The organism is Streptomyces sp. NPDC006655 (genome assembly GCF_040703965.1).
Classification (GTDB): domain Bacteria; phylum Actinomycetota; class Actinomycetes; order Streptomycetales; family Streptomycetaceae; genus Streptomyces.
Genome location: NZ_JBEYJU010000024.1, coordinates 91,919 through 104,248, shown reverse-complemented (window position 1 = coordinate 104,248; position 12,330 = coordinate 91,919). Strand labels below are relative to the sequence as shown.

11 protein-coding genes and 2 pseudogenes are annotated in these 12,330 nt (G+C 71.8%); 7 read left to right on the top strand and 6 right to left on the bottom strand.

Annotation, left to right across the window (positions count from 1 at the left end; genetic code table 11):
* Window positions 1-94: 94 nt before the first annotated feature.
* Window positions 95-601 carry a DinB family protein gene (locus tag AB0958_RS16695; RefSeq protein ID WP_366891159.1) on the bottom strand — a complete coding sequence of 169 codons (507 nt, stop codon included), beginning with the start codon at window positions 599-601 and terminating at the stop codon, window positions 95-97.
* 125 nt (window positions 602-726) lie between these two features.
* On the opposite strand from AB0958_RS16695, the pseudogene AB0958_RS16690 reads away from it, so the two are divergent.
* Together AB0958_RS16690 and AB0958_RS16685 are read left to right on the top strand one after the other, a co-directional pair.
* A pseudogene (locus AB0958_RS16690) lies at window positions 727-1,090 on the top strand (DUF4158 domain-containing protein); the annotation flags it as partial.
* A 152-nt stretch (window positions 1,091-1,242) separates the two neighbouring features.
* Window positions 1,243-1,422: a hypothetical protein gene (locus tag AB0958_RS16685; protein ID WP_366891158.1), complete on the top strand. Its 180-nt coding sequence runs from the start codon at window positions 1,243-1,245 to the stop codon at window positions 1,420-1,422.
* A gap of 24 nt (window positions 1,423-1,446) precedes the next feature.
* On the opposite strand, the gene AB0958_RS16680 is transcribed toward AB0958_RS16685, so the two are convergent.
* The gene (locus tag AB0958_RS16680; protein WP_366891157.1) at window positions 1,447-2,013 is read right to left on the bottom strand and encodes a rhodanese-like domain-containing protein; all 567 of its coding nucleotides are present in this window, start codon (window positions 2,011-2,013) and stop codon (window positions 1,447-1,449) included.
* Between the two features lie 79 nt (window positions 2,014-2,092).
* On the opposite strand from AB0958_RS16680, the gene AB0958_RS16675 reads away from it, so the two are divergent.
* On the top strand, window positions 2,093-2,374 hold the full coding sequence (locus tag AB0958_RS16675; RefSeq protein ID WP_010358257.1) for a metal-sensitive transcriptional regulator: 282 nt from the start codon (window positions 2,093-2,095) through the stop codon (window positions 2,372-2,374).
* A 37-nt stretch (window positions 2,375-2,411) separates the two neighbouring features.
* Here the strand turns inward: AB0958_RS16675 and AB0958_RS16670 are convergent, their stop codons facing one another.
* The 3 genes from AB0958_RS16670 to AB0958_RS16660 are packed head-to-tail and all read right to left on the bottom strand — an operon-like array spanning window position 2,412 to window position 4,938.
* Entirely contained in the window at window positions 2,412-3,164 is a 753-nt protein-coding gene (locus tag AB0958_RS16670) for a sulfite exporter TauE/SafE family protein (RefSeq protein ID WP_366891156.1), read from the bottom strand.
* Window positions 3,161-3,523 (bottom strand): rhodanese-like domain-containing protein, encoded by a 363-nt coding sequence (locus AB0958_RS16665; RefSeq protein ID WP_366891155.1) that lies wholly within the window; start codon window positions 3,521-3,523, stop codon window positions 3,161-3,163. The genes AB0958_RS16670 and AB0958_RS16665 overlap by 4 nt, the downstream gene beginning before the upstream one ends.
* Before the next feature lie 38 nt (window positions 3,524-3,561).
* A complete protein-coding gene (locus AB0958_RS16660; RefSeq protein WP_366891154.1) occupies window positions 3,562-4,938 on the bottom strand; it encodes an MBL fold metallo-hydrolase in 1,377 nt (458 codons plus the stop codon).
* 134 nt (window positions 4,939-5,072) lie between these two features.
* On the opposite strand from AB0958_RS16660, the pseudogene AB0958_RS16655 reads away from it, so the two are divergent.
* Together AB0958_RS16655 and AB0958_RS16650 are read left to right on the top strand one after the other, a co-directional pair.
* Window positions 5,073-5,165 (top strand): annotated as a pseudogene (locus tag AB0958_RS16655) (DUF302 domain-containing protein); the annotation flags it as partial.
* Between the two features lie 608 nt (window positions 5,166-5,773).
* Window positions 5,774-7,186, top strand: coding sequence for a hypothetical protein (locus AB0958_RS16650; protein ID WP_366891153.1), 1,413 nt, complete (start codon window positions 5,774-5,776; stop codon window positions 7,184-7,186).
* On the opposite strand, the gene AB0958_RS16645 is transcribed toward AB0958_RS16650, so the two are convergent.
* Window positions 7,183-8,757, bottom strand: coding sequence for a Na+/H+ antiporter (locus tag AB0958_RS16645; RefSeq protein ID WP_366891152.1), 1,575 nt, complete (start codon window positions 8,755-8,757; stop codon window positions 7,183-7,185). The genes AB0958_RS16650 and AB0958_RS16645 overlap by 4 nt on opposite strands.
* Before the next feature lie 237 nt (window positions 8,758-8,994).
* On the opposite strand from AB0958_RS16645, the gene AB0958_RS16640 reads away from it, so the two are divergent.
* Together AB0958_RS16640 and AB0958_RS16635 are read left to right on the top strand one after the other, a co-directional pair.
* Window positions 8,995-11,490, top strand: coding sequence for an ATP-binding protein (locus tag AB0958_RS16640; protein WP_366891151.1), 2,496 nt, complete (start codon window positions 8,995-8,997; stop codon window positions 11,488-11,490).
* Window positions 11,490-12,281, top strand: a complete 792-nt coding sequence (locus AB0958_RS16635) for a DUF4118 domain-containing protein (protein ID WP_366891150.1) — start codon at window positions 11,490-11,492, stop codon at window positions 12,279-12,281. Before AB0958_RS16640 ends, AB0958_RS16635 begins: the two co-directional genes overlap by 1 nt.
* Window positions 12,282-12,330: the final 49 nt, after the last annotated feature.

Genomic DNA, 12,330 nt, shown 5'->3' with positions numbered 1-12,330 from the left:
CACAAGGTACGACAAGTTGGCGGTCCGCTACGAGGCGACCGTGCTGGTCGCAGCCATCAACGAATGGCTATGACCAGCACATTTGAAACGCACCCTAGTCGCCGGTCGTGCCGTCGAGCATCTCGCGCAGGATGTCCAGGTGGCCGTTGTGGCGGGCCGTCTCCTCGGTGAGGTGGAGGAGGATCCAGCGCAGGTCGACGTGGAGGCCGTTGCGGACGGCTCGCTGGGCCTGCTTGTCCAGGCCGTTCCCGGCGACCAATTCGCGGTAGCGGGCACTCTGTTCAGCGTATTCATCGAGCAACTGCGTGAGCGGGAAGTCGACGGCGATACGCATCTCGCGGTCGGGGTCCTCCTCGGTCCAGGGGCCCCGGTCCTCCTCGCCGAGGAAGACCACTTGGAACCAGTAGTACTCGACCCAGCGGAGGTGGTTGATCAGTCCGCTCATGGTCATCAGCGGTGAGCCGGGCAGGAGCGCCTTGCGTGCGTTCTCCGCGGAGACGCCCTCGCACTTGGCGCGGGCGGTGTCACGTGCGTAGTCGAGAAACGTGGTGAGCTGGGTGCGCTCGTCCCACGCGGGCGGGGTGTCGTCGATTCTGGTCATCGCGCGAAGCGTCCCCGATCACCGCGACCGATGTCGACGGATTTATCGACGGACCCAACCTGCTCCACCCAGCTCCTCGTCCGGCGGGACGCCACAGCGATTCAGCGCCAGTGGCCCGCCCCGGCATGATCCGCCGGACAGGCCCTCAGGTCCGTTTCGGGCCAGTGGAGTTTCTGACTGATGAGCAGGCCGAGGCGTACGGGACGTTCACCGAGGTGCCGACGCGCCCGGAGCTGGAGCGGTTCATCTTCCTTGACGATGACGACCGTGATCTGATCGCGCTGCCTCGTACGCACGCCCACCGGCTGGGGATGGCGGTGCAGATCTGCACGGTCCGCTACGTCGGCCGGTCCTCGGCGAGGACCCCCGGAGGTGTCGTGGGAGGCCGAGGAGTCCCTGGTCGGGCAGCTCGGTATCGATGACGCGTCGTGCGTCAAGCAGTATCCGGAGCGCCGGTCGACGGTGTACGAGCACGCGGGCCAGATCCGGGAGCGGTTCAGGTACCGCGACTTCGGTCTGGCCGTGGTCGCGGCCTGCTTCGGCCGCCCGGCCCCTGCTACAGCCGAAGAAGTTGCTCTCCCGCACGGCGACCAGCAGTCCGCCGCACTCGCCCGACCTGCTGAAGAAAGCGCCCCGACCTCATGAGCACTCCCGCCGCCCCGTCCGTGCTGTTCGTCTGCGTGCACAACGCCGGCCGCTCCCAGATGGGCGCCGCCTTTCGCACCCGCCTCGCCGGGGACAAGGCCCAGGTCCGCTCCGCCGGCTTCGCCCGGTCTGCGCCGACCGCAAGGGCTCGCGGGAGAACGCTGAGCAGGCGGTGATTGCCCCGCCTCGCGGCCCGGAGGTCAGCCGGTCAGGGCGGTGAGGGTGTCGTCCAAGTCGGTGGCCTTGAGCTGGTTGTGGGGGAGCTTGGCCAGGATCTTGGCCATGCCGCAGCTGTTGGTGAGGGCGGAGAAGACCAGCCCGCCCGCGACGCCCGCGGAGAGCCAGCGGGCCGCATTCCAGCGTTGCCCGGCAATCAGGCCGGTCAGGACGAGGGATCCGGCGGCGAGGCGGACTTGGCGGTCCATGGCCCAGGGGACGCGGGTGCCGGCCGGGCGGTGGGTGTCGTGACCGAGCTGCGTCCAGGCGGTGGTCCCGCCGGTGAGGGCGGCGGCGGTGATGCCGTGCTCGGCCAGGCGCCGGCACGCGGTCGCGGAGCGGGCGCCGGAGGCGCACACGATGAGGAGGTCGCCGCGTCCTGCGGCGGTCTTCAGGGCGGGCAGGGCGGTATCGAGACGGTCGAGGGGGATGTTGTGGGCGCCGGGCAGGTGGCCGACGGCGTATTCGCCGGGAGTGCGCACGTCGATGACGGTCAGCTCGTGCAGGCGGGCGTTGGCCTGACCGGCGGTGAGGGCGGTGGTGGGTGCCACGGGGATTTTCCTTTGCTTGGTCCGGGTCGCCCCTTCGGTAAGATACCCAAGGGGGTATCTAAGCGAAGGAGCGTGGGTTGTGGAACTGGCGATGGCGGCCGAGGAACTGAAGACGGTGGTCAACCGGCTGCGTCGGGCGCAGGGCCAGATCGCCGGGGTGATCAAGATGATCGAGGAGGGGCGGGACTGCGAGGACGTCGTCACCCAGCTCGCCGCGGCGTCCCGGGCTCTGGACAAGGCCGGTTTCGCGATCATCGCCACCGGCCTGCAGCACTGCCTGACCGACGCGGACATGGCCGCCTCCGGCGACCGGGAGCAGATGCGCACTCGGCTGGAGAAGCTGTTCCTGTCCCTGGCCTGAGCCGTGATGCCGCGGCGCCGATCATCCGTCTGACCCTTCAGGTGAAGGCGTCGACGAGCATGAAGGCGGCCACGGCCAGCAGCACGACGGCGAAGGTGCGCCGCAGCAGGGTGCCGGTGACCTTGGCGGCCAGGCGTTTGCCGTCCCAGGCGCCCAGGATCGCCGCCCCGGTGAAAGGGCCGACGACCGCCCAGTTGACGCCGGCGGTGGTGGCGCCGCGGGTCGCCAGGGAAGCCAGCGCGTTTGCCGAGATGACCAGCAGGCTGGTGCCTACGGCGGCCTGCATCTCGAACGCCAGCACGGTGACCAGGGCCGGGACGGCGAGGAAGCCTCCGCCGACCCCGAGCAGACCGGTCAGCGCGCCGAGCCCTGCGCCGGTTCCGGCGGCCTTGGCGGGCCGTGCCTCGCCAGCCGCCGGGCCGGTGGCGCTGCGGCTGGGGCGCAGCATCCCGACGGCGGCGAGTGCGGCGACAGCCGCGAATGCGGCGGTCAGTACCGGCTGGGGCAGGCGGGATGCGGCGGCTCCGGCTGCGGCCGCGGGCAGGAGTCCGGCCGCGGCGAACAGGGCGCCGGCTTTCCAGCGGACGGTGCCGGTGCGGGCGTGGGCGTAGAGGGCGGTGAGCGAGGTGGCGGTGACGATGATCAGGCTGGCGGTGGTGGCGGCGGCCGGGGTGAAGCCGAGCAGGTAGATCAGCGCAGGGACGGCCAGGACGCTGCCGCCCCCGCCGAGCGCGCCGAGCGCGAGTCCGACCACCGCCCCCGCGATCAGGGCCAGGATCAGGGCACTCACGCTATGACACCCTCGTTGCCACCCGGACCGATGACCGGCAGCCCGGCACGCGCCCAGGCGGTCATGCCGCCGGTGACGTCCGCGGCCTGAACGCCGCGTCCGGCCAGCAGCTTGGCGGCCTGCTGGGAGCGGTGACCGGAGCGGCAGATCGTGACCACCGGCCTGCCCTGCGCGGCCGCCGGGAGCGGCGCCCCTGCCGCAAGCCGGGAGAGGGGCAGGTGCAGGGCGTCGGGCGCGTGCCCGGCGCTCCACTCCGGTGTCTCGCGGACGTCCAGCAGGACGGCGGTGCCGTCGCCGGTCCGCTGACGGGCCTGCCGGGGGGTGAGGCGGCCGGGGCCGCGGCGGAGAAGCGAAAACATCGTTGGATCACTTTCGTGCGCTGGCGCGTCAGGGCGTGTCAGTCGGTGCCGTCGGGGCGGGTGAGGGTCAGTCCTGCCTCGGCAGCGGCTTCGAAGCCGTCGTCGACGGCGACCACGTCGCGGCCGGCGGCATGCAGCAGGGAGGCGGCGATCGCCGCGCGCATCCCGCCGGCGCAGTGCACCCACACCACCCCGTCCGGCACCTCGCCGATGCGGCCGTGCAGCTCGTGGATCGGGATGTGGACGGAGCTGTCGAGGTAGCCACCCGCACGCTCCGAGTCCCGGCGCACGTCCAGCACGACCACGGCATCGCCGCGCTCACGGACATCGGCGAGGTCGGCGAAGCGGGCGCGGGGGAAGGAGGCGAGCCGCTCGCCCTCACGGATCCAGCCGGCCGGGTCGCCGATGGCGGCGGCGGCCGGGCGGTCGATGCCCACCCGCGCCAGCTCCCGCTGCGCGTCGGCGATCTGCTCCGCGGTGTCGCCGAGCAGGGTGACGGGCCTGCCCCACGGGATCAGCCAGGCCAGGTACGTGGCGAGCTTGCCCTCGCCCTCGAAGTTGAACGACCCGGCCACGTGCCCCTCGGCGAAGGCCATGCGGCCGCGCAGGTCCACCACCCACTCACCCGCGGCCAGCCGGGAGGCGATCTCCTCGGCGTCCGCACGCCTCGGCGGGGTGAGGTCGACCGGCGCAGGGCCCTCGGTGTTGGCCGGGCTCATGTGCGCGTAGTAGGCGGGCACGGCATCCAGCCCGGCGAGCATCTGGGCGACGAAGGTGTCCACGTCCAGGGTCAGTGCGTCGTTGGTCTCGCGCTCCTTGCCGATCGTGGTCGCGTCCCCCTCGGCCTGGGAGGAGGAGCAGAAGCTTCCGAAGCCGTGGGTGGGCAGTACCGGCACCTCGTCGTCCAGCTCGTCAGCCAGCCGATGGGCGGAGGCGTACTGGGCGCGGGCCAACTGCTCGGTCAGCCGCGGCTCGACCAGGTCAGGGCGGCCGACGGTGCCGATCAGGAGCGATCCGCCGGTGAACGCCGCCACACCGCGCCCGTCCTCGGTCAGGGCGTAGGAGGTGTGGTGCGGGGTGTGCCCGGGAGTGGCAATGGCGCGCAGCACCAGACCCTCGTCCACCGTCACCGTGTCGCCGTCGGCAACCGGGGTGCGGTGGAACGACACGTTCGCCCCGGCCGGCACCAGATACCCCGCGCCGGTGACGCGCGCCAGCTCCAGACCGCCGGTGACGTAGTCGTTGTGCACATGGGTCTCGGCCACGAAAGCGATACGCACCCCACGGCGGGCCGCTGCGGCTATGACCTGGTCGATGTCACGCGGCGGGTCTATGACCACCGCCGCATGGAGCCCGCCGGCCAGGTAGCTGCGGTTACCCAGGCCCTCGAATACCAGGGTGTCGACGAAGAACACGGCTCATGACTCCTTTCGAAGGACGTACCCCGGGGGGTATCTGAACACTCACTCTAACAGCTATACCCAGGGGGGTATTCCGGAGGCGGGAAGCGCCCCTCAAGGCTTCGCCTGACGCCCGGCGGGGTATAGGCGACCGCATCATCGGGCTGCTCCTGCCCGGCAACGTCGTGGTCCGCCGTGAGGGCGACACCACCCTCGTCCAGGCCCTCGACCCGGGCGCACTCATGCCCGGCCGGCAACCCCAGGCGGACTCAGCAGAAGAGGCACGTGCACGCCTCTCACAAATGACCAGTGGTGTGAGTTCTGTGAGAGGGCCGCAGTCGATCCGTTCCCCAGGTCGCCATTCCGGCGTCGATGCCTGCGCTGGCGATGAGGCGGTCGGCGGCGGTGCGGTCCTCCTCGGCACCGCACGGTGGTGTGCGGACGTCGGCGCGGGACGACGGGACGCCACGCGCTGGTGCTTGTCGCGATCGGTAGGCGAACAACCCAGCTCGGCAAGGAATTTGCAGTCCCCGTACGGAGCAGGTGCGACCCACGTCAAGGTCCCGTCAAACCCAGCTGAGCAGCCATCAGGAACCCGTCAACGACACCTGTCCGTGGCGGAATCCGGTCACAGACTGATCGACGACGGGGGACGGGCGACCGTCCGTGGCGTGACGTTGGAGGGACCGTGACTCTCACGGCCGGCACAGCGCAGGGTCAGGCTCCTCGGACCGAGGGGAAGACACCGCCACGGCAAGAGGCGGTCGCCCCGGCCGGTGGCAGCTCCGGGCCCCGCGGACCGGAGGGTTCGCGCGATCCCGGTCCGGGGCTGCGCCCGGCCCGGCAAACCATGGCCGCGCGGGCCGCTCTACGCCGCCGTTACTGGGCCACCGTGCCCGCGCGGCTGCGTCTTCTGCGTGCGGCCACGGTTCTGCTCGCCGTAGCCCTGGCGGTGCTGCTGACCGTCGCCGGCCTGGCGGCGAACGGCATGTGGGACGGCGTGGCCGGACGGGATGCGCCGCGCACGACCAGCGCCGCCGACCTCGACCTCGCTCTGAACGACATGGATGCCCAGGCCGCCAACACCCTGCTGTCCAACGGCGATGCGGGGAAGGGCCGCCTGCGGACGCCGTACGCGAAGGCGGTCGGCTTCTACGGCGACGCGCGGCGCGAGATCGGGCACGATCTGCGGACCCTCGCCGTCGCCGCGCAGGGGGACAGGCCCGACGAGAAGACGGTGGAGAACCTGGCCGACGACTTCGCCGAGTACCAGGAGCTCATCGGACGCGCCTTGGAGAACGACGGGCGTCCTGGCGGCAAGCCGTCGGCCCTCGTGGACTACCGCAGGGCCACCGACCTGCTGCAGAGCAGGCTGCTGCCCGCATCGCGCAGGCTGGTGTCCTCGAACGACAGTGCCTTTGACGCGGAGTACACCGCCGCACGCTCCACCCTCTCCGGTCAGCTGTGGGCCACGGTCGCCCTCGTCCTGCTCCTGCTGGCTGCCCTCGGCGTCCTGCAGTGGTACCTGACTCGACGCTTCCGGCGCGTCCTGAACCCGCCTCTCCTCGCCGCCACCGTGTGCACGCTGCTCGCGGTGGTCCTCGGCGTCCAGATGCTGGCTTCCTCGGCGGCGCACCTGCGGGGCGCCCGGCGCGACGCGTTCGACTCGGTCGTCGCTCTCTCGCGGGCCCGGGCGATCGCGTACGACGCCAACGCCGACGAGAGCCGCTACCTCCTCGACCCGCAGCGCCGCGACCAGTACGCACAGTCGTTCCTCGCCAAGTCGCAGGAGTTGTACGGCTTGAAGGGGGCGACTCTTTCGTCGTACGACGCCGAACTCGTCAGTACCTGGCAGGCGTACGCGTCCGATCACCACGATCTGCGCTTCACCGGCGAGTTCCGACGGGAACTGGACAACATCACCTTCCCTGGTGAGCGGGTCGCCGCCGAGAAGACGGTTGACGCTTACGCCGTCTACCAGCGCGACGACCGGAAGATACGGGCCCTGCTGGCTACGGGGAAGGAGAAGGAGGCCGTCGAGTTCTGCATGGGCTGGGACCCGGGCACTTCCAACGCGCAATTCGGGGCGTGGACGGCGGCCCTGGACAAGGTGACCGACATCAACCGCGCCCACTTCACGGCGTCCGTCGACGCGGGCCGCTCGGCGGTCACCGGCCTGCTTCCGTGGGCGGGCGGGCTGCTCGCCGTCGCCGTCGCTCTCACTGCCCTGGGGCTGCGGCCCAGGCTGGCCGAGTTCCGTTAGGCGTCCGCCAGCCGGGCCTCCTCCAGGTCCAGGGAGCGTTGCAGGCGCCGTCGGGTGGTGTCGCTGATGCGGTGGGTGTCGTACAGCCGCTGCAGTTCCGCGGTCTCGACGGCGATCAGGTCGCGGCGCAGTTGGCGGTAGACGAGGTCGGCGGACTCGGACGCGACCGTGGTCGCGTTCTGTTCCGTGAGGCGCTCGCGGGCGTCTTCGAGGCGGGCGGTCAGGCCGCGGCGGAGCCGGTCGAGAACGATGTCGGGTGCGGCCTCCAGCTCTGCGAGCTCCTCCAGGCGGGCCAGGCCGGCGTGGGCGAGGTGGGAGCGGGCCTCGACCTCCTCGCGTTCGGTGTGGGCGGGCTCCAGGGCGATGCCGGAGCGGCGGACGACCGGGGCGAGGGTGAAGCCCTGCACGACGAGGGTGACGACCACGACCGAGGTGGTCAGGACGAGGACGAGCGGCCGGTCGGCGAGGGCGGTGCCGTCTTTTGCGATCTCCGGGATGGACAGGGCGGCGGCCAGTGGCATCACACCCCGGGTGCCTGCCCAGGTCAGCACGACGGGGATCCGCCAGTTCATCCGGCCGACCGCGCCTTTGCGTTGGACGACCGCCGACAGCGGGGCGATCCACAGCAGCCGTACGGCGATGAGCGTGCCGGCGACGGCGAGGGCGTACAGGGGCCACGCATGGTCGCCGTCGGCCAGGGCCCGCACCTCCGCGGGCAGCGCCAGGCCGATGAGGGAGAACACCACGCTCTCCAGCAGGAAGACCACCGTGCCGTAGACGGCGTGCAGCTGGAGGCGGATGCGGGCGTTGGTGAGCCGGTCGCCCCGGCCGCCGAGGACGACGCCGGCGACGACGCAGGAGGTGACGCCGGAGGTGTGCGCGGCCTCCGCCAGCAGGTAAGCGGCGTACGGGGTGACCAGGGCGATCACCGTCTCCAGGACCGGGTCCTCGGTGCGCCGCCGGATCAGGGTGATCACCCCGGCAACGGCGGCGCCGATCAGTGTGCCGCCGCCGGCCAGCAGCAGGAACTGCCCGCCCGCCGCTCCCCAGTTCGCCGCCGCCGACGCGATGGCGATGCCGGCCGCCACCCGCACCAGCACCAGCGAGGTGGCGTCGTTGAAGAGGCTCTCCGCCTGGACGAGGACCTGCACCTTCGGCGGCAGGGACAGGCGCCGCCCGAGCGCGGTGACGGCGACGGGGTCGGTGCTGGCCAGGACCGCGCCCAGCACGAACGCCATCTGCCAGGACAGCGGTGTCACCCACACCGCGACCGCGCTCACGGCGGCGGCCGAGGCGAGCACCAGCCCGATGGCGAGGATCCCGACCGGTTTCCACACCGCCCGCAGCTCGCGCCAGGGCATCTCCTCGGCGGAGGCGTACAGCAGCGGCGGCAGCACGACCAGGCCGATGATCTCGGGGCTGATCTCGATCTGCGGAGTGCCGGGCAGCAGCGCCACTGCGAGACCGGCGACCACGAGAAGGGACGGGGCGGGGATGCGCCAGCGGCGCGCGAACGTGGCGACCACCGTGGCGAGGACCACGAGGGCGAGAACCGTACCGACGCTGCGCATGCCGTCCCCCTGGGGCTAACGGAGAACCGCCGTGGCTCCCCGGCCGACCAGACTTCCCGGCACACCTGCCCTCACCCTATCGGGCCAGGTCACGTCAAGACAGTGTCAAGGTCCCCGGGGACCGGCGCCAAGGAAGCGCTAACAACCGCGCCGACCGGCCCGCGAAAGGGCTTCCTTGGGAGGAGGGATCCCTGGCGACAGGGGAGTTGATTCGGTGAGCGGAGCGCGTCGGCGGCGATGAGTGACGTACGGTCCGGACGACTGAAGGTCTACCTCGGGGCTGCCCCGGGAGTCGGCAAGACGTACCGCATGCTCGACGAGGGGCGGCGCCGTGCCGCCCGCGGTGCGGATGTGGTGGTGGGGTTCGCGGAGTGCCATGGGCGTCCGCTCACGGAGGCGATGCTCGACGGTCTGGAGACCGTGCCTCGGACGTCCTGTGCCTGTCGCGGCGGACGGTTCGAGGAGATGGACCTGGCCGTGCTGCTAGCCCGTCGCCCCCAGGTGGCGATCGTCGACGAGTTCGCCCACACGAACGTGCCCGGCGAGGGCCGCAACGCCAAGCGCTGGCAGGACATCGAGGTACTCCTCGACGCCGGCGTGGACGTGATCACCGCGCTGAACATCCAGCACCTGGAGTCCCTCAACGACGTGGTGGAGAAGATCACCGGGGTGCCGCAGCACGAGACCGTGCCCGACGAGGTCGTACGGCGGGCCTGGCAGATCGAGTTGGTGGACATGGAGCCCGAGGGGCTGCGCCGTCGGATGGCGCACGGCAACATCTACGCGCCGGAGAAGGTCGACGCGGCCCTCGCCAACTACTTCCGGCCGGGCAATCTGACGGCGCTGCGGCAGTTGGCGCTGTTGTGGGTGGCCGACCGGGTCGACGAGGCGTTGCAGGAGTACCGCTCGCAGCACGGCATCGGCCGGGTGTGGGAGACCCGCGAGCGGGTCGTCGTCGCGCTGACCGGCGGCCCGGAGGGTGACACCCTGATCCGGCGGGCGGCCAGGATCGCCGACCGGTCGGCGGGCGGGGATCTCCTCGCTGTACACGTGGCCCGCAGCGACGGTCTCGCGGCAGGCGTCTCGCACGCCTCGCTCGCCCGTCAGCGCAGGCTCGTCGAGGACCTGGGGGGCAGCTACCACTCGGTGGTCGGCGACGACGTGGCCGCCACGCTGGTGGAGTTCGCGCGCGCCGAGAACGCCACCCAGCTGGTCCTGGGCACCAGCCGCCGTGGCCGGTTGGCCCGGTTCCTGACCGGGCCCGGCACGGGGGAGACCGTGACCGAGCTGTCCGGGGACATCGACGTTCACCGGGTCACCCACGAGCGAGCCGGACGCGGCACGCTCTTGCCCTCGCGGCGGCGCACCCTGTCCACGGCCCGGCTGATCGCCGGCCCGGTGACCGGCCTGGTGCTGCCGGTGCTGCTCACGCTCGTCCTCGCCCAGATGCGGGGAACCCTGAACCTGACGAGCGAGGCCCTGCTTTTCCTGCTCGCCGTGGTGGGGGTGGCCTGCATAGGCGGGGTCACCTCGGCGGTGATCGCCTCCGTGACGGCGTCTTTGCTGCTCAACTACTGGTTCATCCCGCCCGTCGGCGCCTTCACGCTCGATGACCCGAACGCCCTGCTCGCCCTGGCGGTGTTCGCGGTGGTGGCCGCCATAGTGGCCGCCGTCGTGGACCGGTCCCTGCGCCTGTCGCGCCGCTCCGCCCGCGCGACGGCCGAGGCGGAGACCATGTCGTCCCTGGCCGGCAGCATTGTGCGGGGCGAGGCGACCATCCCGGCCCTGCTGGAGCGTACCCGCGAGACGTTCGGCATGGAGTCGGCGGAGCTGGTGGACGAGCCGCCCGTGGCGTTGGGCGTGACGGCCGTTCCCGCCGGTCCCGGTGCCTGGCTCGCGCTGCGCGGCCGCACGCTGTCGTCGTCCGAGCGGCGGGTGCTGGCCGCGTTCACCGCGCACGTGGGATCGGCGGTGGAGCGGGCCCGGCTCGCCGAGGCCGCCGCCGAGGTGGAACCGGTCAAGGCCGCCGACCGGCTGCGTACGGCACTGTTGCGGGCCGTCGGCCACGACCTGCGCACCCCGCTCGCCGCGGGCTGGGCCGCGGTCGCCTCGCTGCGCAGCCGTGATGTCGAGTTCCCGCCCGAGGACCGGGACGAGCTCCTCGCCACCGCCGACGAGTCCATGGCCAAACTCAACCGTCTCGTGGAGAACCTCCTCGACCTCAGCCGCCTGGAAGCGGGGGCCCTCACGCTGAACCTCCGGGCCACCTCCCTGGAGGAGGTCCTGCCGATGGCCCTGGCGGAAGTCTCCGACGTGGACGTGGTGGACCTGGAGGGGATCCCGGCGGTGCTCGCCGACCCGCCGCTGCTGGAACGGGTGATCGCCAACCTCGTCGGCAACGCCGCCCGCCACACACCGGCGGGCAAGAGGGTGCTGGTGACCGTCAGTGCCCTGGCCGGCCGGGTGGAGCTGCGGGTCGTGGACCGGGGACCCGGACTGCCCGCAGAGGGCCGCGACCATCTCTTCGAGCCCTTCCAGCGGCTCGGCGACACCGACAACACCACCGGCCTCGGCCTCGGACTGGCCCTCGCCCGCGGCCTGACCGAGGCCATGAACGGCACCCTCAGCCCCGAGGACACCCCGGGCGGCGGCCTCACGATGGTGGTGTCGTTGCCGTTCGCGGCACAGACCCTGAGCGCCGTACCGACCGAGCAGAACGCAGGAGGTGCGTGATGAGCACAGTGACCGGCACCTGGAGGCTGCACCGTAGGGGGAGGGCCCGCGCCACACTCCGGGCCTGGCCGCTGCGCGACCGGATCGCCCTGACGGCCGGTCTCGCCGTCCCCTTCCTGGTGGCCCTCGCCCTCGTCCCCTTCCGCTTCCGCGCGAGTGTGTCGCACACCAACGCCGCCCTGATCCTCGTCGTGGTGGTCGTCGCGGTGGCCGCGCTGGGCAGCCGCACGGCGGGCGTGGTGGCCGCGCTGTCGGCGGTGGCCTGGTTCGACTTCTTCCTGACGCGGCCGTACGAGACGTTCGACATCACCGCCTCCAGGGACGTGGAGACGGCGGTCCTGCTCCTGATCGTCGGTTTGATCGTGTCCCAACTGGCGGCCCACGCCCGCCGCCTGGAGGTGATCACGGTCACCGACGCCGCTCACCTCGCGCGCATCCACCGCGTCGCAACCCTCGACGCGGACACCGTGGTCGACGAAGTCCGCCGTGAACTCACCGAACTGCTCGGCCTGAACGCCTGCCGTTTCCAGTACGGCACCCTGCTGGGACAGCCGCCTCGGCTGCACAACGACGGCAGCGTGACGGTGGGCAGGCGCTCCTGGGACGTGGACGCCGTTGGCTGGCCCGAGGGTGAGATCGAGCTGCGCGTCCACGGCAACGCCCGCTACCTCGGCCGCTTCATGCTCACCCCGGGGCAGGGTCCCGTGCCCCCGCTTCAGGCCCGGCTGGTCGCTGCAACCCTGGCCGACCAGACGGGGGCCGCCTTGGACACGTCGGGGCCGGCCGGCTGAGCCGACCCGGAACTCACTCCAGACCGGAGGCTTTGACCACGGCGCGGGC